This is a genomic window from Pseudomonas sp. XS1P51, from assembly GCF_054897845.1.
Genome location: NZ_CM142707.1, coordinates 3,620,858 through 3,638,017, shown reverse-complemented (window position 1 = coordinate 3,638,017; position 17,160 = coordinate 3,620,858). Strand labels below are relative to the sequence as shown.

At 58.3% G+C, this 17,160-nt stretch carries 17 protein-coding genes; 15 read left to right on the top strand and 2 right to left on the bottom strand.

From position 1 onward, the window contains the following. Window positions 1–64: 64 nt before the first annotated feature. The 7 genes from ACYZUD_RS16915 to ispD all read left to right on the top strand — a co-directional run bounded on the left by ACYZUD_RS16915 (window position 65) and on the right by ispD (window position 7,831). Window positions 65–1,012 (top strand): acetyl-CoA carboxylase carboxyltransferase subunit alpha, encoded by a 948-nt coding sequence (locus tag ACYZUD_RS16915; RefSeq protein ID WP_462019334.1) that lies wholly within the window; start codon window positions 65–67, stop codon window positions 1,010–1,012. Between the two features lie 132 nt (window positions 1,013–1,144). After that, window positions 1,145–2,473, top strand: coding sequence for a tRNA lysidine(34) synthetase TilS (gene tilS / locus ACYZUD_RS16910; RefSeq protein ID WP_462019333.1), 1,329 nt, complete (start codon window positions 1,145–1,147; stop codon window positions 2,471–2,473). 274 nt (window positions 2,474–2,747) lie between these two features. Further along, window positions 2,748–4,379, top strand: coding sequence for a CTP synthase (locus ACYZUD_RS16905; protein WP_462019332.1), 1,632 nt, complete (start codon window positions 2,748–2,750; stop codon window positions 4,377–4,379). A 5-nt stretch (window positions 4,380–4,384) separates the two neighbouring features. Then, a complete protein-coding gene (kdsA, locus tag ACYZUD_RS16900; protein WP_462019331.1) occupies window positions 4,385–5,230 on the top strand; it encodes a 3-deoxy-8-phosphooctulonate synthase in 846 nt (281 codons plus the stop codon). A gap of 157 nt (window positions 5,231–5,387) precedes the next feature. Next, window positions 5,388–6,677, top strand: coding sequence for a phosphopyruvate hydratase (gene eno, locus ACYZUD_RS16895; RefSeq protein ID WP_131059171.1), 1,290 nt, complete (start codon window positions 5,388–5,390; stop codon window positions 6,675–6,677). Between the two features lie 171 nt (window positions 6,678–6,848). Next, entirely contained in the window at window positions 6,849–7,127 is a 279-nt protein-coding gene (ftsB, locus tag ACYZUD_RS16890) for a cell division protein FtsB (RefSeq protein ID WP_008028992.1), read from the top strand. Next, window positions 7,124–7,831, top strand: coding sequence for a 2-C-methyl-D-erythritol 4-phosphate cytidylyltransferase (gene ispD / locus ACYZUD_RS16885; protein WP_462025012.1), 708 nt, complete (start codon window positions 7,124–7,126; stop codon window positions 7,829–7,831). Before ftsB ends, ispD begins: the two co-directional genes overlap by 4 nt. Before the next feature lie 119 nt (window positions 7,832–7,950). On the opposite strand, the gene ACYZUD_RS16880 is transcribed toward ispD, so the two are convergent. Continuing rightward, window positions 7,951–8,847, bottom strand: coding sequence for a LysR family transcriptional regulator (locus ACYZUD_RS16880; protein ID WP_462025011.1), 897 nt, complete (start codon window positions 8,845–8,847; stop codon window positions 7,951–7,953). A 107-nt stretch (window positions 8,848–8,954) separates the two neighbouring features. Here ACYZUD_RS16880 and ACYZUD_RS16875 point away from each other — a divergent pair, with 107 nt between their 5' ends. The 8 genes from ACYZUD_RS16875 to rpoS all read left to right on the top strand — a co-directional run bounded on the left by ACYZUD_RS16875 (window position 8,955) and on the right by rpoS (window position 16,267). Further along, window positions 8,955–10,067, top strand: coding sequence for an S-(hydroxymethyl)glutathione dehydrogenase/class III alcohol dehydrogenase (locus ACYZUD_RS16875; protein ID WP_462025010.1), 1,113 nt, complete (start codon window positions 8,955–8,957; stop codon window positions 10,065–10,067). Between the two features lie 8 nt (window positions 10,068–10,075). After that, window positions 10,076–10,921, top strand: coding sequence for an S-formylglutathione hydrolase (gene fghA, locus ACYZUD_RS16870; RefSeq protein WP_462025009.1), 846 nt, complete (start codon window positions 10,076–10,078; stop codon window positions 10,919–10,921). Between the two features lie 212 nt (window positions 10,922–11,133). Beyond that, window positions 11,134–11,607, top strand: coding sequence for a 2-C-methyl-D-erythritol 2,4-cyclodiphosphate synthase (ispF, locus tag ACYZUD_RS16865; RefSeq protein WP_462025008.1), 474 nt, complete (start codon window positions 11,134–11,136; stop codon window positions 11,605–11,607). Then, entirely contained in the window at window positions 11,604–12,662 is a 1,059-nt protein-coding gene (gene truD / locus ACYZUD_RS16860) for a tRNA pseudouridine(13) synthase TruD (protein ID WP_462025007.1), read from the top strand. Before ispF ends, truD begins: the two co-directional genes overlap by 4 nt. Continuing rightward, entirely contained in the window at window positions 12,650–13,399 is a 750-nt protein-coding gene (surE, locus tag ACYZUD_RS16855; RefSeq protein ID WP_462025006.1) for a 5'/3'-nucleotidase SurE, read from the top strand. Before truD ends, surE begins: the two co-directional genes overlap by 13 nt. Before the next feature lie 41 nt (window positions 13,400–13,440). Continuing rightward, window positions 13,441–14,076, top strand: a complete 636-nt coding sequence (locus ACYZUD_RS16850) for a protein-L-isoaspartate(D-aspartate) O-methyltransferase (RefSeq protein WP_462025053.1) — start codon at window positions 13,441–13,443, stop codon at window positions 14,074–14,076. Between the two features lie 211 nt (window positions 14,077–14,287). After that, window positions 14,288–15,154 (top strand): peptidoglycan DD-metalloendopeptidase family protein, encoded by an 867-nt coding sequence (locus tag ACYZUD_RS16845; RefSeq protein ID WP_462025005.1) that lies wholly within the window; start codon window positions 14,288–14,290, stop codon window positions 15,152–15,154. A gap of 105 nt (window positions 15,155–15,259) precedes the next feature. Further along, on the top strand, window positions 15,260–16,267 hold the full coding sequence (rpoS, locus tag ACYZUD_RS16840; protein WP_008154012.1) for an RNA polymerase sigma factor RpoS: 1,008 nt from the start codon (window positions 15,260–15,262) through the stop codon (window positions 16,265–16,267). A gap of 558 nt (window positions 16,268–16,825) precedes the next feature. On the opposite strand, the gene fdxA is transcribed toward rpoS, so the two are convergent. Further along, window positions 16,826–17,149, bottom strand: a complete 324-nt coding sequence (gene fdxA, locus ACYZUD_RS16835; RefSeq protein ID WP_007908827.1) for a ferredoxin FdxA — start codon at window positions 17,147–17,149, stop codon at window positions 16,826–16,828. Between the last annotated feature and the right edge of the window lie 11 nt (window positions 17,150–17,160).

The window sequence follows — 17,160 nt, the reverse complement described above, 5'->3', positions numbered from 1 at the left end:
TAGGGCGCGAATAGACAACCGGCCGGCCCAAGCTCTCTTGGACGTCGACCCAAGACGGACGCCTATGAACCCGAATTTTCTAGATTTCGAACAGCCGATCGCCGACCTGCAAGCCAAGATCGAAGAGTTGCGCTTGGTCGGTAACGACAATTCGCTGAATATCGGCGATGAGATCTCCCGCCTGCAGGACAAAAGCAGCACGCTGACCGAAGACATCTTCGGCAAGCTGACCAGCTGGCAGATCGCGCGTCTGGCGCGTCACCCGAAACGTCCGTACACCCTGGACTACATCGAACACATCTTCACCGAGTTCGACGAATTGCACGGCGACCGTCACTTCTCCGACGACGCTGCCATCGTTGGCGGTATTGCCCGTCTGGACGACCAGCCGGTGATGATCATCGGTCACCAGAAAGGCCGTGAAGTGCGCGAGAAAGTTCGCCGCAACTTCGGCATGCCGCGTCCGGAAGGCTACCGCAAGGCGTGCCGCCTGATGGAGATGGCCGAACGTTTCAAAATGCCGATCCTGACCTTCATCGACACCCCGGGCGCTTACCCAGGCATCGACGCTGAAGAGCGCAACCAGAGCGAAGCGATTGCCTGGAACCTGCGCGTCATGGCCCGCCTGAAAACCCCAATCATCGCCACCGTGATCGGTGAGGGTGGTTCCGGTGGTGCTCTGGCAATCGGCGTTTGCGACCAGTTGAACATGCTGCAGTACTCGACTTACGCGGTGATTTCGCCGGAAGGTTGCGCCTCGATCCTGTGGAAAACCGCCGAGAAAGCACCGGATGCCGCCGAAGCCATGGGCATCACCGCCGAGCGCCTCAAAGGCCTGGGCATCGTGGATAAAGTGATCGGCGAGCCTTTGGGCGGTGCGCACCGTGATCCTGCTGCTGCGGCTGCATCGATCCGTGCCGAGCTGACTTCGCAACTGGCGATGCTGAAGAAGTTCGATAACGAAGCGCTGTTGGCCCGTCGTTATGAGCGTCTGATGAGCTACGGTCTCTGATCTGACCTCGCTCTGCCCATGTGGGAGCGAGCCTGCTCGCGAAAGCGCTATAACAGTCAACTGATGTGTTGAATGTTCAGCCGCCTTCGCGAGCAGGCTCGCTCCCACATTTGATTTGTGCAAAGGAAAGATATGGGTCAGTCCGCGATTGATTTGTCTTCCAGGGTTCTGCTGAATCTCAAACCCTGGCGCAAAGCCGCCGTCTGGCGCATCGCCTTCTCCGGTGGTCTCGACTCCACCGTCCTGCTGCACCTTCTCGCGAACCTCGCAAAAACCGAATCCCTGCCGGCGCTGAGCGCCATCCATATCCATCATGGCCTACAGGCTGCGGCTGATGCGTGGCCGGAACATTGCCAGTCGGTCTGTGATGCGCTGGGTGTGCCGCTACAGGTGATTCGCGTCCAGGTTCAACCCGGCGCCAGCCTCGAGCGTGCAGCCCGGGATGCCAGATATGGCGCATTCATCCAGGCCACTCAGGCCAATGAGGTGTTGCTGACCGCTCAACACCGTGATGATCAGGCAGAAACCCTGTTGTTTCGGTTGCTGCGTGGGGCAGGGGTGAGAGGGTTGTCGGGGATGCCGGGCAAGCGTTCTTTGGGGCGGGGGCATCTGTTGCGACCGTTACTCGATGTCACTCGCGTCGAGCTTGAGACCTACGCGTCCGAACATCAGTTGCGCTGGATTGAAGACCCCTCGAATCAGGACCGACAATTCTCGCGCAATTATCTGAGGCATCAGGTGCTCCCGGTATTGACCGAGCGCTGGCCGCAAGCGGCGGCGACCATTGCGCGCAGCGCAGCGCATCTGAACGAAGCGCAGGGGTTGCTCGATGAGCTGGCACACATTGATCTGGTCTACGCCAGTACGCTCAGTGAATTCGACTGGCTGGGTTTGCCGTCCCTGGATCTGTCGGCGCTGACAAAACTCTCCGCCGCTCGCCAGAGAAATGCCATGAGCCACTGGCTCGCCGAGTTGACGCGCCTGCCGGACAGCGACCATTGGTCGGGTTGGGAGGATTTGCGCGACGCCACCGGCGATGCCCGTCCCATCTGGCGGTTGGCAGATGGCGAACTGCATCGGGCGGGCGGGCGTATCTGGTGGTTGTCCGGCTGTTGGTTGCGTCCTGCTCCTGTCGCCGGGAACTGGCCTGATCCCTTGCTATCACTGGCGTTGCCGGACAACGGCGTGCTCAAACTCACCGGTCGAATCCCCGATGGTGCGCTGCATATCCGCTATCGTGAAGGCGGTGAGGTCATGACGTTACCCGATCGCGGCCATCGCGATCTGAAGCGTTTGCTTAACGAAAATGGGTTGCCGTCATTTGTCCGTGGCAGATTGCCGCTGCTCTACCGGGGCGAGCAATTGCTGGCGGTGGCGAACCTTCGGGGCTTGAATGGTAGCGTGCAGGACGGCTGGAATTTGCATTGGCAGCCGCCGAACGAAGATCAAGGTTTGAGCTGAAAGGGGCTTTCCGGTAGACTACGCTCCCTTCTTGATACAACTTCTGTGGATTCGCCTGAATTGCAGGAGTTGCCGATTACCAAGCAGTCTTTGCTGGGCGATTCCAAAAAATGTGTAGCGAGCAACGTACCGGTGTTTCATCTCCCGGTCTGTCCCAACGCGGCGGTTTTTTCGAAGGTTGCACTGTGATTAATGCAGGTGATCGGGGGCTTCGGCCTTCCTTCGCTTTCCCCGGCGGCTCGGACCGCTTTAACGCAGACTTCTAGGGTTTTTCATGACGCGCTACATATTCGTCACGGGCGGTGTTGTTTCTTCTTTGGGGAAAGGCATTGCATCGGCTTCATTGGCGGCCATCCTGGAGGCGCGGGGACTTAAGGTCACCATGCTGAAGCTGGATCCGTACATCAACGTCGATCCGGGCACCATGAGCCCGTTCCAGCACGGTGAAGTGTTCGTCACCCACGACGGCGCCGAGACCGACCTGGACCTGGGCCACTACGAGCGGTTCATCCGCACGACCATGACCCAGAACAACAACTTCACCACCGGCCGTGTCTACGAACACGTCCTGCGCAAAGAGCGCCGTGGTGATTACCTGGGCGCCACCATCCAGGTGATCCCGCACATCACCGACGAGATCAAGCGCCGGATCATCAAGGGCGCCGGCGATGCCGACGTGGCCATGGTCGAGATCGGCGGCACCGTCGGTGACATCGAGTCGCAACCGTTCCTCGAAGCGATCCGTCAGTTGCGTTTCGAAGTCGGCGCCAAGCGCGCGATGCTGATGCACCTGACGCTGGTGCCGTACATCGCCACTGCCGGCGAAACCAAAACCAAGCCAACCCAGCACTCGGTCAAGGAACTGCGTTCCATCGGCCTGCAACCTGACGTGCTGGTGTGCCGCTCCGATCACCCGATCGATATCTCCTCGCGTCGCAAGATCGCGCAGTTCACCAACGTTGAAGAACGTGCGGTGATTGCACTGGAAGACGCCGACACCATCTACAAGATCCCGGGCATCCTGCACTCCCAGGGCCTGGATGATTTTGTTGTCGAGCGTTTCGGCCTGCAATGCGGCGGTGCTGATCTGTCCGAGTGGGAAGCCGTGGTCGACGCCAAGCTCAACCCTGAGCACGAAGTCACCATCGCCATGGTCGGCAAGTACATGGAATTGCTCGATGCCTACAAGTCGCTGATCGAAGCGATGAGTCACGCCGGCATCAGCAACCGCACCAAGGTCAATCTGCGCTACATCGATTCCGAAGACATCGAAAACCAGGGCACCGCGCTGCTGGAAGGTGTCGACGCGATCCTGGTACCTGGCGGCTTCGGTCTGCGTGGCGTGGAAGGCAAGATCACTGCCGTTCAATACGCTCGCGAAAACAAGGTTCCGTACCTGGGCATCTGCCTGGGCATGCAAGTGGCCGTGATCGAGTTCGCTCGTAACGTCATGGGCTGGAAAGACGCCAACTCCACCGAGTTCGATCGCACCAGCGGTCACCCGGTCGTGGGTCTGATCACCGAGTGGGAAGATGCCACCGGCGCAGTCGAAATCCGTACCGAAGCGTCCGACCTGGGCGGCACCATGCGCCTCGGCGCCCAGGATTGCCTGCTTGAGCCGGGCTCCCTGGTGCACGATTGCTACGCCAAGGACGTGATCGTCGAGCGTCACCGTCATCGCTACGAAGTGAACAACAACCTGCTGCCGCAAATCATCGAGGCCGGTCTGAAAATCTCCGGTCGTTCTGGTGATGGCGCGCTGGTTGAAGTGGTCGAAGCTCCGGATCATCCTTGGTTCGTCGCTTGCCAGTTCCACCCTGAGTTCACCTCGACACCACGCGACGGTCACCCGTTGTTCAGCGGTTTCGTTAAAGCAGCTTTGGTTCAACACCAGAAGAAGGCGTAAATCCGATGGCGCAGAAGATCATCCGTGTAGGCGATATCGAGATTGCCAACGACAAGCCAATGGTGCTGTTCGGTGGCATGAACGTGCTGGAAAGCCGCGACATGGCGATGCAGGTCTGCGAAGAGTACGTGAAGGTTACCGGGAAACTCGGTATCCCTTACGTGTTCAAGGCCAGTTTCGACAAGGCCAACCGTTCGTCCGTGACCTCTTACCGTGGCCCCGGCCTGGAAGAGGGCATGCGGATTTTCCAGGACATCAAGCAAGCCTTCGGCGTGCCGATCATCACTGACGTCCACGAACCTGATCAGGCCGCGGTCGTCGCTGAAGTCTGCGACATCATCCAGCTGCCGGCCTTCCTGTCGCGCCAGACCGACCTTGTGGTCGCGATGGCCAAGACCGGTGCGGTGATCAACATCAAGAAAGCCCAGTTCCTCGCGCCTCAGGAAATGAAACACATCCTGAGCAAATGCGTGGAAGCGGGTAACGATCAGTTGATCCTCTGCGAACGCGGTTCGAGCTTCGGCTACAACAACCTGGTCGTCGACATGCTCGGCTTCGGCATCATGAAGCAGTTCGAATACCCGGTGTTCTTCGACGTGACCCACGCGCTGCAAATGCCCGGTGGTCGCTCCGATTCCGCTGGTGGTCGTCGCGCCCAGGTCACCGACCTGGCCAAGGCCGGCATGAGTCAGTCGTTGGCCGGCCTGTTCCTCGAAGCCCACCCGGACCCGGACAACGCCAAATGCGACGGCCCTTGCGCCTTGCGTCTGGATAAACTGGAGCCATTCCTGGCCCAGCTCAAAGCTTTGGACGAACTGGTGAAGAGTTTTCCGACGGTAGAAACCGCGTAATTCTTATTTCTCCGGTAAAGTACCGCACGATTTGTTGCTCAGGCCCTCGGGCCTGAGCCTTATCGTCCGCAAGTCTGCCCGTTGCACATCTACTTGCCGGCGATAAAAGATTTCCTTCAGCTGCGTCGTTTTCGTCAACTTTGGAGTGTTTACAACAATGGCAAAAATCGTCGACATCAAAGGTCGTGAAGTTCTCGACTCCCGTGGCAACCCCACCGTGGAAGCTGACGTGCTTCTCGATAACGGCATCATCGGTAGCGCTTGCGCGCCGTCCGGTGCTTCCACTGGCTCGCGTGAAGCGCTCGAGCTGCGTGATGGCGACAAGAGCCGTTACCTGGGCAAAGGCGTTCTGAAAGCCGTCGCCAACATTAACGGTCCGATTCGTGACCTGTTGAAAGGTACAGACCCAAGCGACCAGAAAGCGCTGGATCACGCGATGATCAAGCTCGACGGTACTGAAAACAAAGGTTCCCTGGGCGCTAACGCAATCCTCGCCGTTTCCCTGGCCGCGGCCAAGGCAGCAGCACAGGACCAGGACCTGCCGCTGTACGCTCACATCGCCAACCTGAACGGCACCCCGGGTGTTTACTCGATGCCGGTTCCGATGATGAACATCATCAACGGTGGCGAGCACGCCGATAACAACGTCGACATCCAGGAATTCATGGTTCAGCCGGTTGGCGCCAAGTCTTTCTCGGAAGGTCTGCGCATGGGCACCGAGATTTTCCATCACCTCAAAGCCGTTCTGAAGGCCCGTGGCCTGAGTACTGCCGTGGGTGACGAAGGTGGTTTCGCACCGAACCTGGCTTCCAACGAAGACGCGTTGAAAGTGATCTCCGAAGCTGTGGCCAATGCCGGTTACAAGCTGGGCACCGATGTGACCCTGGCACTGGACTGCGCCGCGAGCGAGTTCTATGAAGACGGTAAATACAACCTGTCCGGCGAAGGCCAGGTGTTCACCGCTGAAGGTTTCGCCGACTACCTCAAAGGCCTGACCGAGCGTTACCCGATCATCTCCATCGAAGATGGCCTGGACGAGTCCGACTGGGCTGGCTGGAAAATCCTCACCGACAAGATCGGCGAGAAAACCCAGCTGGTAGGTGACGACCTGTTCGTGACCAACACCAAGATCCTGAAAGAAGGCATCGATAAAAAGATCGCCAACTCGATCCTGATCAAGTTCAACCAGATCGGCACCCTGACCGAAACCCTGGAAGCCATCCAGATGGCCAAGGCCGCCGGTTACACCGCCGTGATCTCGCACCGCTCCGGCGAAACCGAAGATTCGACCATTGCCGACCTGGCTGTGGGCACCGCGGCTGGCCAGATCAAGACCGGTTCCCTGTGCCGTTCGGATCGCGTTTCCAAGTACAACCAACTGCTGCGTATCGAAGAGCAGTTGAATGGCAAAGCCAAGTACAACGGTCGCAGCGAGTTCCGCGGTTAATCGTTAACTGGTAAAAAGACACCGGATTGTGTCGGAAAAATCGCTACAGCGACGTTTTTGCCACTAATCTGATGCCTTAAGAGTACAAGCCTGGGTCTTCCAGGCTTCGTGCTATCAGTAGCTTCAAAGTTTTGGCATGGCTGTCTTTTTTCACTGGATACCCGATATTCGATGCGCAGTCCCAATTGGTTGTTCCTCGTCTTGCTCCTGCTGCTGGCTGGCCTGCAATACCGCCTGTGGGTGGGTAATGGCAGTCTGGCGCAAGTGGCCGAACTGACTCAGCAGATCGCGGATCAACACGCTGAGAATGAAGGGTTGCTGGAGCGCAATCGGGTCATGGACGCCGAAGTCAGTGAATTGAAAAAAGGCATGGAGACCGTTGAAGAGCGGGCTCGTCATGAGTTGGGCATGGTCAAGGACGGTGAAACCCTTTACCAGTTGGCTCAATGAACCCCTCGTTACCGGCCTTCTGGGCCATAATTCCTGCCGCGGGCGTCGGTGCCCGTATGGCTGCGGATCGTCCCAAGCAATACCTGCAACTGGGCGGGCGCACTATTCTCGAACACAGCCTGGGCTGTTTCCTTGATCATCCTTCCCTGAAGGGATTGGTGGTCAGTCTTGCTATTGATGATCCTTACTGGCCGAACCTGGCATGTGCTCGCGATTCGCGTATTCAACGCGTTGACGGCGGGGCCGAGCGTTCCGGGTCAGTGCTCAATGCGTTGCTGCATTTGCATGCGCTGGGTGCGGACGATGACGACTGGGTGTTGGTGCACGATGCTGCGCGGCCAAATCTGGGCCGTGATGATCTGGACAAGTTGCTGAGTGAGTTGGCGGATGATCCAGTGGGTGGACTGCTGGCGGTTCCGGCACGCGATACCCTCAAGCGGGTCGACAAGCAGGGCCGTGTCGTCGAAACCGTGGATCGCCGTGTGATCTGGCAGGCTTATACGCCACAGATGTTTCGCCTGGGTGCGTTGCATCGGGCATTGGCCGACAGTCTGGTGGCCGATGCGGTCATCACCGACGAAGCTTCGGCCATGGAGTGGGCGGGTCTGGCGCCGCGCCTGATCGAAGGGCGATCCGACAACCTCAAGATCACTCGCCCCGAAGACCTCGAATGGCTGCGGCAGCGTTGGGCTAACCGCCGCTAAAAGATCGCAGCCTCGTTTCACTCGTCAGCTCCTACATTGTCTGCGTTCACCGCGATATCTCGGGTCTTTGTAGGAGCTGACGAGTGAAACGAGGCTGCGATCTTTTGATCTTCAAACCCTCACACCCTGTACTCCGGCCTTAACGCCAACCCATCCTTCAAATAATCCACCAACTTGCGCACCTTCGGCGAAAGATGCCGCTGCTGTGGATAAAGCGCCCACACGGCGGTGTTCGGCGGTTGGTGGGCTTCCAGCAGCGATATCAGGTTGCCGTTTTTCAGATGCTCCAGCACGTAATAGTCCGGCAGCTGACACAAACCAACCCCTTGCAGCGCCGCATCCAATACCGCTTGCCCACTGTTGCAGCGCCAGTTTCCCTGCACCCGCTGGGAAAATTCCCGTGCGTTCTGTTCCAGTTGCCAAATGTCCGAGCTGCCGATGAGACAGTTGTGGCGGCTCAGTTCCGACAAACTGTGTGGGCGACCATACCGTTCCAGGTAGGACGGTGATGCGCACAGATACATGCGCCGTGGTGCCAGGCGTGACGCTACCAGTCGCGAGTCCTGGAGACGGCCGAGGCGGATCGCCAAGTCCAGGCCTTCGTGTACGAGATCGAGTTGACGATTGCTCAGTTCTATATCAATTCGAAGTTGCGGATAAAGCCCCATGAAACGCGTCACCAGCGGCACGATGAATCGCTCGCCATAGGCCACGGCGCAGGTCATGCGCAGCATGCCTTTGGGCTCACTGGTCAGGTCGCTGACAGCCCGCAGCGCTTCTTCGCGACCGTCCTGTAACCGTTGGCAATGTTGCAGAAATGTTTGCCCGGCCTCCGTCAGGGTGACCCGGCGAGTACTGCGGTAAAGGAGACGGGTTTGCAGGCGTTCTTCCAGGCGTACGATTTGTCGACTGACATGGGAGGACGAAACCCCGAGTCGCTCGGCCGCGGCGGTGAACTGGCTGCACTCGGCCACGGCGACGAACTCGTCGATACCTTCCCAGCGATTATCGGACATGAAGGATTATCCCTGTACGGCAATAATATTTTGCATTTGTCCCGATTATTCATCGTTGGGCCGTGTATTACACTCCTTGTCTCGTTTTTATTCACTGGAGAGTCAGCATGATCAAGTCGCGCGCCGCCGTTGCCTTCGAGGCCAAGAAACCCCTCGAGATCGTTGAAGTCGATGTCGCCATGCCCAAGGCCGGTGAAGTTTTGCTGCGTGTGGTTGCCTCCGGTGTCTGCCATACCGACGCCTACACGCTGTCGGGTGCTGATCCGGAAGGTATTTTCCCGTCGATCCTCGGTCACGAAGGTGGCGCGGTGGTTGAAGCGATCGGCGAGGGCGTGACCTCCGTCGCCGTCGGCGATCATGTGATTCCGCTGTACACCCCGGAATGCCGCCAGTGCAAATTCTGCCTTTCAGGCAAAACCAACCTCTGCCAGGCCATTCGTGCGACTCAGGGCAAAGGCCTGATGCCGGACGGCACTACGCGTTTTTCCTACAAGGGCCAGCCGATTTTCCACTACATGGGCACCTCGACGTTCTCCGAGTACACCGTGCTGCCGGAAATCTCCGTCGCCAAAATTCCTAAAGAAGCGCCGCTGGAAAAAGTCTGCCTGCTGGGTTGCGGTGTCACCACCGGCATCGGCGCGGTCATCAATACGGCGAAGGTGAAACCGGGTGACACCGTCGCCATTTTCGGCCTTGGCGGCATCGGTCTGTCGGCAGTCATAGGTGCGGTCAAGGCCAAGGCTGGTCGCATCATCGCCATCGACATCAACCCGGCCAAATTCGAAATCGCCAAGCAGTTGGGTGCAACCGACTGCGTGAACCCGAAAGACTTCGATCGTCCGATCCAGGAAGTCATCGTCGACATGACTGACGGCGGCGTCGATTTTTCCTTCGAGTGCATCGGCAACGTCCAGTTGATGCGTGCGGCACTTGAGTGCTGCCACAAAGGTTGGGGCGAGTCGGTGATCATCGGTGTGGCCGGTGCCGGTCAGGAAATCTCCACCCGTCCATTCCAATTGGTCACCGGTCGAGTCTGGCGCGGTTCGGCGTTCGGCGGCGTGCGCGGCCGTACCGAGTTGCCAAGCTATGTCGAAATGGCCGAGACCGGCGAAATCCCGCTGGATACCTTCATCACCCACACCATGGGCCTGGAAGATATCAACAAGGCATTCGACCTGATGCACGAAGGCAAAAGCATCCGTAGCGTCATCCATTTCTGAGGTCGCTCATGAGCCTGGAAAATATCTCCTGCCAGAAAAGCTTCGGCGGCTGGCACAAACGTTACCGGCACCGTTCCGACGTGCTTGGCTGCGACATGGTGTTCGCCGTGTACCTGCCGCCGCAAGCGGAGCAGGGCGGCAAGTTGCCGGTGCTGTACTGGTTGTCCGGCCTGACCTGCACCGACGAAAACTTCATGCAAAAGGCCGGCGCCATGCGCATGGCTGCCGAGCTGGGGTTGATCATCGTTGCACCGGACACCAGCCCTCGCGGGCCTGATGTGCCGGGTGATCCGGATGGCGCCTGGGACTTCGGTCTTGGCGCCGGGTTTTATCTGAATGCCACGCAGGAACCGTGGTCCCGGCACTATCGGATGCATGACTATGTCGTGCAGGAATTGCCGGCATTGGTCGAAGCTCATTTCCCGGCATCGGACAAGCGCGGCATCAGTGGTCATTCGATGGGTGGCCACGGCGCGCTGGTTTGCGCATTGCGCAATCCGGGACGTTATCAGTCGGTGTCGGCGTTCTCGCCGATCAACAATCCGATGGATTGCCCGTGGGGTCAGAAAGCCTTTTCCCGTTACCTGGGAGAAGACCGTTCGAAATGGCGCGAGTGGGATGCCTGTGCGTTGATCGCCGAGGCCGACGAGAAGCTGCCGTTGCTGGTCGACCAAGGAGATCGTGACGATTTCCTGGCCACCCAGCTCAAGCCTGAAGCCTTGCAACAGGCGGCCAAACTGGCCGGTCATCCGCTGACGTTGCGCCTGCAACCGGGCTACGACCACAGCTATTTCTTCATCGCCAGCTTCATCGACGACCACTTGCAACATCACGCGCATGCTCTAAGCGCGTAGGGTCTGTTGACGTTCGGTGACGGCCGCGTTGCGCGCCAAGTTGCGCGATGCTGCGTTGCGGGATTTGCCAAGGGAACAACCATTGGCTGCATCCCGCGCCTTGCCTCGCACAACTTGGCACTGCAGCGCGGCTCGCCACCAAACGTCAACAGACCCTAATGTCCGACAAAGCAGGTAGAATCACGCCCTGACAAAAATCGGGGCGTTTTTTTATGCGTATTGGCCACGGCTATGATGTGCACCGTTTCGCTGAAGGCGATTTCATTACTCTGGGCGGTGTGCGTATTGCACACGGCTTCGGGCTGCTCGCTCACTCCGACGGTGACGTCTTGCTGCACGCCTTGAGCGATGCCTTGCTCGGCGCCGCTGCGCTGGGTGATATCGGCAAGCATTTCCCGGACACCGACCCAACATTCAAAGGCGCCGACAGCCGTGTGCTGTTGCGTCACGTCGTCGCACTGATCCACGCCAAGGGCTGGAAGGTCGGCAACGTTGACAACACCATTGTCGCCCAGGCGCCGAAAATGGCCCCGCATATCGAATTGATGCGCGCGCTGATTGCCGCGGATCTTCAAGTTGAGTTGGATCAAGTGAACGTGAAAGCTACCACCACTGAAAAGCTCGGCTTTGTCGGTCGCGAAGAAGGCATTGCCGTGCACTCCGTTGCCTTGTTGCTGCGCGCATGAACGAACTGCAATTGCTCGGCCCTCGGGCCTATGGTGAGGCCCTCGGCACTGCGGTATTGAAGGCGACGGCGGAAGATTTCCAGGTTGATGAAGTCCTCAATATCCCCCTCAGTGGCGATGGCGAGCACCTGTGGATCTGGGTGGAGAAGCGCGGTCTGAATACTGAAGAAGCGGCGCGGCGGATCGCCAAGGCCGCGGGCGTTCCATTGCGCACTGTCAGTTACGCGGGGCTCAAGGATCGTCAGGCGCTGACTCGCCAGTGGTTCAGCGTGCAACTGCCGGGCAAGGCCGACCCTGATCTGTCGACGGCAGAAAACGACACACTGAAAATCCTCAAGACCGGTCGGCACAAACGTAAGCTGCAACGCGGTGCCCACTCGGCCAATGGTTTCACTTTGCGCCTGACGCAATTCGCGGGCGACAAAGCGGCGATCGAAGCGCGTCTGCAACTGATCGCCAAGCAAGGTATTCCCAATTATTTCGGCGCCCAGCGTTTCGGGTTTGACGGCGGCAATGTGGTCGATGCTCGCGCATGGGCCGCCCGCAAGGCCTTGCCGGAACAGCGCAATGTGCGTTCTCGGCTACTCTCCACTGCTCGCAGTTTTCTGTTCAATCAGGTGTTGGCGGCGCGCGTCGCGGACGGTTCCTGGCAGCGTGCCCAGGTCGGCGATCTGCTGGCGTTCACCGACAGCCGCAGTTTCTTCCCGGCAGGTGAGGCCGAGTGCAGCGACCCGCGTCTGGCCATTCTCGACCTGCACCCAACCGGTCCGCAGTGGGGCGAAGGTGACTCGCCGGCCACGGGCGCGGTCCATGAACTGGAGCAGGCAATCGCCGCTCGCGAGGCAGACTTGCGCGATTGGTTGATTAACGCCGGAATGAGCCACGAACGTCGCATCCTGCGGCTGCCCATTGGTGGGTTGACGTGGCATTATCCCGAGCCTGACATTCTGCAACTGGAATTCGTCCTGCCGGCCGGATGCTTCGCCACTGTATTGGTGCGCGAACTCGTCGATCTGGTGCCGGTGGGGCAGACGGACAGCCCATGCGTATTCTGATTTCTAACGACGATGGGGTAACCGCACCCGGTCTCGCCGCGCTTTATGCTGCGCTGGCGGATTACACCGAATGCGTGGTTATCGCCCCCGACCAGGACAAAAGCGGCGCCAGCAGCTCGCTGACGCTCGACCGTCCGTTGCACCCGCAAACCCTGGCCAATGGCTTTATCAGCCTCAATGGCACACCCACCGATTGCGTGCACCTGGGCCTTAATGGCTTGCTGGAGCGCGAACCGGACATGGTGGTTTCCGGTATCAACCTGGGCGCCAACCTGGGGGACGATGTGCTTTATTCCGGCACCGTGGCGGCCGCCCTTGAAGGGCGATTCCTGGAGCGCCCTTCGTTTGCCTTTTCGTTGGTCTCACGACAAGTAGACAACCTTCCCACAGCCGCCTACTTTGCGCGCAAACTGGTAGAAGCCCACGCTGATCTTGACCTGCCACCGCGCACGGTACTGAACGTGAACATTCCCAATTTGCCGCTGGACCACATCCGCGGAATTCAGCTGACCCGCCTCGGGCATCGCGCACGTGCGGCGGCACCGATGAAAGTGGTCGACCCACGCGGCAAATCCGGTTACTGGATCGCCGCGGCGGGGGACGCTGAGGATGGCGGCCCGGGCACTGATTTTCATGCGGTAATGCAGGGCTATGTTTCAATCACGCCACTGCAACTGGATCGCACCTTCAATGATGCCTTCAGAAGTCTCGATGGCTGGCTGGAGGGGTTGCGCTAATGGCTCGTGAACAAGACGATATTCTGCGTCGCGGCATCGGGATGACTTCTCAACGGACCCGCGAACGCCTCATTCAGCGCCTGTATGAAGAGGGGGTTTCCAACGCCAAGGTGCTGGAAGTCATCCGCCGTACACCGCGTCACCTGTTCGTCGACGAGGCGCTGGCCCATCGCGCTTACGAAGATACCGCGCTGCCGATCGGGCATAACCAGACCATCTCCCAGCCTTATATGGTGGCCCGTATGAGCGAGTTGCTGCTGGAGGCCGGCCCGCTGGACAAGGTGATGGAGATCGGTACCGGTTCGGGCTACCAGACGGCGGTGCTGTCGCAACTGGTCGAGCGGGTGTTTTCGGTCGAGCGCATCAAGGTTTTGCAGGACCGGGCCAAGGAACGCCTGGTTGAGCTCAATCTGCGCAACGTAGTGTTCCGCTGGGGTGATGGCTGGGAAGGCTGGCCCGCGCTGGCGCCGTACAATGGCATCATCGTGACTGCAGTGGCGACCGACGTACCTCAGGCTCTGCTCGATCAGTTGGCGCCGGGGGGGCGACTGGTGATTCCGGTCGGGTCCGGTGAGGTTCAACAATTGATGCTGATCATCCGCGAAGAACACGGGTTTTCCAGGCGTGTTCTGGGGGCGGTGCGCTTCGTTCCATTGCTCAATGGGCCACTGGCCTGAGCATTTGTTTCAGCACGCTGAATTCTCTTCGATTGCCCCTGTCTTACAGCGGCATCGATCGGTTAAACGGGATTCATCGTCAGGCAGCAAACGTGTGCGCGAACACAACTCGCTTCATTAAAGGTAAAGCCTGCACGGCCCGTTATACTTGCGACATTTCATGCCGGAACACGGCGATCCACATTTTCAGCCACCACAAAGGGAGCGGCGGGTGAGTCTCACAGTCATTGCGCAGCGAATGGGTATAACGAGCTTTCAGCGCCTGGTGACTGGCCTTGTCTTGAGTACCTTGCTGGTCGGTTGTTCCAGCAACAAGTCGAGCGACGTGCGCGTCGTCGATCGCAACAATGCCGTCGCCCAGCGTCCGGCAGTGACCACGGGTCAGTACGTGGTCCGACCTAAAGATACGTTGTTCTCCATCGCCTTTCGCTACGGCTGGGACTACAAGGCTCTCGCGGCACGCAACAACATTCCTACGCCTTACACGATCCATCCGGGTCAGACGATTCGCTTTGACGGTCGCACCGGTTCAACGCCGACAGCGCCGACAACGGTAGTCAGCTCGTCCAGTTCCACACCTTCGTCATCGAGTAAAACCACGGTGTTTCGTCGTCCGGTAACAGGTGCGACCACGGACACGGCAGTGGTTGTACCGTCCGTCGCGAACAAGCCGGCACCCGCTCCGATGCCCCCCGCAGGCCCGGCCCCGACCGGCTGGGGATGGCCATCTAATGGCATTCTGATTGGAAAATTCTCTTCAAACGGTAGTTTGAATAAAGGAATTGATATCGCCGGAGATTTGGGACAGCCTGTTTTAGCTGCGTCTGATGGGACGGTGGTATACGCCGGGAGTGGCTTAAGGGGCTACGGCGAATTAGTCATCATCAAACACAGCGATACCTACGTCAGTGCCTACGGACATAACCGCAGGCTGTTGGTTCGGGAGGGGCAGCAGGTCAAGGTCGGACAGACAATTGCCGAAATGGGGTCAACGGGTACAGACCGGGTGAAACTGCATTTTGAGATTCGCCGACAAGGTAAACCTGTAGATCCGCTGCAGTTCCTGCCACGTCGTTGATTTGTTACCAGCCTGTTCCGTCACGTAGAGGGAACAGGCTCCAGCGTTGCCAAGGATAAAGGCGCCGCTTGAGCTTGAGGTCGAACTCACCAAAGGACTATAACAATGGCTCTCAGTAAAGAAGTGCCGGAGTTTGACATCGACGATGAGGTTCTCCTGATGGAGACCGGCATCGGTACGGATTCGATGTCGAATGATGAAGGGGCTGCTCCACCTTCCGTTCGTGCCAAATCCAAACACTCCGCCTCGTTAAAGCAACACAAGTACATTGACTACACGCGTGCGCTCGATGCCACGCAGCTGTACCTCAATGAAATTGGCTTTTCCCCTCTGCTGTCCCCCGAAGAAGAAGTTCATTTTGCGCGCCTGTCGCAAAGTGGAGATCCGGCCGGGCGCAAACGCATGATTGAAAGCAACCTGCGGCTGGTGGTGAAAATCGCCCGACGTTACGTCAATCGTGGTCTGTCGCTGCTGGACCTGATCGAAGAGGGCAACCTCGGGCTGATCCGGGCGGTAGAGAAGTTCGACCCCGAACGCGGCTTCCGCTTTTCGACCTACGCGACCTGGTGGATTCGTCAGACCATCGAGCGCGCAATCATGAATCAGACCCGGACCATCCGGTTGCCGATCCATGTGGTCAAAGAGCTCAATGTGTACCTTCGGGCTGCACGGGAGCTGACGCAAAAACTCGATCACGAACCCTCACCCGAAGAAATCGCCAACCTGCTGGAAAAACCGGTGGGCGAGGTCAAGCGCATGCTCGGCCTGAACGAGCGGGTTTCTTCGGTCGACGTCTCGCTGGGTCCGGATTCGGATAAAACCCTGCTGGACACCCTTACCGATGACCGTCCAACCGATCCATGCGAATTGCTGCAGGATGACGACCTGTCCCAGAGCATTGATCAATGGCTCTCCGAGCTGACCGACAAGCAACGCGAGGTGGTGATACGCCGCTTCGGCTTGCGTGGGCACGAGAGCAGTACGCTTGAAGATGTAGGCCTGGAAATCGGCCTGACCCGGGAACGGGTCAGACAGATTCAGGTGGAAGGCCTGAAGCGTCTTCGGGAGATTCTCGAGAAGAACGGCCTGTCGAGCGAGTCGCTGTTTCAATAAGCCATTCGCTGAGTCAGCAATAAAAAAGCCCCGACTGGTTCGGGGCTTTTTGTTACTTGGCAATCAACTCAGGTTTGTAGTCTCGCGCTGTAAGTTTTTACTTACTCTTTCGTAAGTGTTCGTTATTTTTACAGGGGGGCAGTCGTCCATATCCCTACGCGAATACAGCTTATCTACCTGATTAACAGGCTTATTTTTTTAAATTAACGGCATATGACAAGCGATTTCAGCCCGGGAGGGCAATTGCTCTTGTCGGGGAATTCACTAGTATCTGGGTTGTGTCGACGGACAGACACCCCCTTCAAGGATGAGGGGAAAGGACATCGCAGGAGGCGATTCATCAGGACGATGAAAAAGGAATACAGGGAATAGGGAAAAAATGTGGGCGGGTCAAACCGCCCCTTTTTTTGCCTGCAGCAAAGTCAAAAGATCGCAGCCTTCGGCAGCGCCTACATGTGTACACGAAGCCCGTGTAGGAGCTGCCGAAGGCTGCGATCTTTTGATCTTGGAAAAACAAAAAAAGGCCCGCAAGGGGCCTTTTCGAGAACGCGGGGTTAATCAGCGCTCAAGGTCTTTGATCTTGCCTTTGACGCCATCCCACTCTTCGGCATCGGGCAGCGATTCTTTCTTCTCGGTGATGTTGGGCCAGATTTCTGCCAGCTCAACGTTCAGCTGGATGAATTCCTGCATCTCTTCCGGGACTTCATCTTCGGAGAAGATGGCCACGGCAGGGCATTCTGGTTCGCACAGTGCGCAGTCGATGCACTCATCCGGGTGAATCACCAGGAAGTTCGGGCCTTCGTAAAAGCAGTCCACCGGACAGACTTCTACGCAGTCGGTGTACTTGCACTTGATGCAGTTGTCGGTGACGACGAAGGTCATTTCTAGTTCTC

Excerpts from the sequence above, each read along its gene's own strand:
- ACYZUD_RS16915 (WP_462019334.1), top strand. The coding sequence starts at position 65 with ATGAACCCGAATTTTCTAGATTTCGAACAGCCGATCGCCGACCTGCAA.
- tilS (WP_462019333.1), top strand. The coding sequence starts at position 1,145 with ATGGGTCAGTCCGCGATTGATTTGTCTTCCAGGGTTCTGCTGAATCTC.
- ACYZUD_RS16905 (WP_462019332.1), top strand. The coding sequence starts at position 2,748 with ATGACGCGCTACATATTCGTCACGGGCGGTGTTGTTTCTTCTTTGGGG.
- kdsA (WP_462019331.1), top strand. The coding sequence starts at position 4,385 with ATGGCGCAGAAGATCATCCGTGTAGGCGATATCGAGATTGCCAACGAC.
- eno (WP_131059171.1), top strand. The coding sequence starts at position 5,388 with ATGGCAAAAATCGTCGACATCAAAGGTCGTGAAGTTCTCGACTCCCGT.
- ftsB (WP_008028992.1), top strand. The coding sequence starts at position 6,849 with ATGCGCAGTCCCAATTGGTTGTTCCTCGTCTTGCTCCTGCTGCTGGCT.
- ispD (WP_462025012.1), top strand. The coding sequence starts at position 7,124 with ATGAACCCCTCGTTACCGGCCTTCTGGGCCATAATTCCTGCCGCGGGC.
- ACYZUD_RS16880 (WP_462025011.1), bottom strand. The coding sequence starts at position 8,847 with ATGTCCGATAATCGCTGGGAAGGTATCGACGAGTTCGTCGCCGTGGCC.
- ACYZUD_RS16875 (WP_462025010.1), top strand. The coding sequence starts at position 8,955 with ATGATCAAGTCGCGCGCCGCCGTTGCCTTCGAGGCCAAGAAACCCCTC.
- fghA (WP_462025009.1), top strand. The coding sequence starts at position 10,076 with ATGAGCCTGGAAAATATCTCCTGCCAGAAAAGCTTCGGCGGCTGGCAC.
- ispF (WP_462025008.1), top strand. The coding sequence starts at position 11,134 with ATGCGTATTGGCCACGGCTATGATGTGCACCGTTTCGCTGAAGGCGAT.
- truD (WP_462025007.1), top strand. The coding sequence starts at position 11,604 with ATGAACGAACTGCAATTGCTCGGCCCTCGGGCCTATGGTGAGGCCCTC.
- surE (WP_462025006.1), top strand. The coding sequence starts at position 12,650 with ATGCGTATTCTGATTTCTAACGACGATGGGGTAACCGCACCCGGTCTC.
- ACYZUD_RS16850 (WP_462025053.1), top strand. The coding sequence starts at position 13,441 with ATGACTTCTCAACGGACCCGCGAACGCCTCATTCAGCGCCTGTATGAA.
- rpoS (WP_008154012.1), top strand. The coding sequence starts at position 15,260 with ATGGCTCTCAGTAAAGAAGTGCCGGAGTTTGACATCGACGATGAGGTT.
- fdxA (WP_007908827.1), bottom strand. The coding sequence starts at position 17,149 with ATGACCTTCGTCGTCACCGACAACTGCATCAAGTGCAAGTACACCGAC.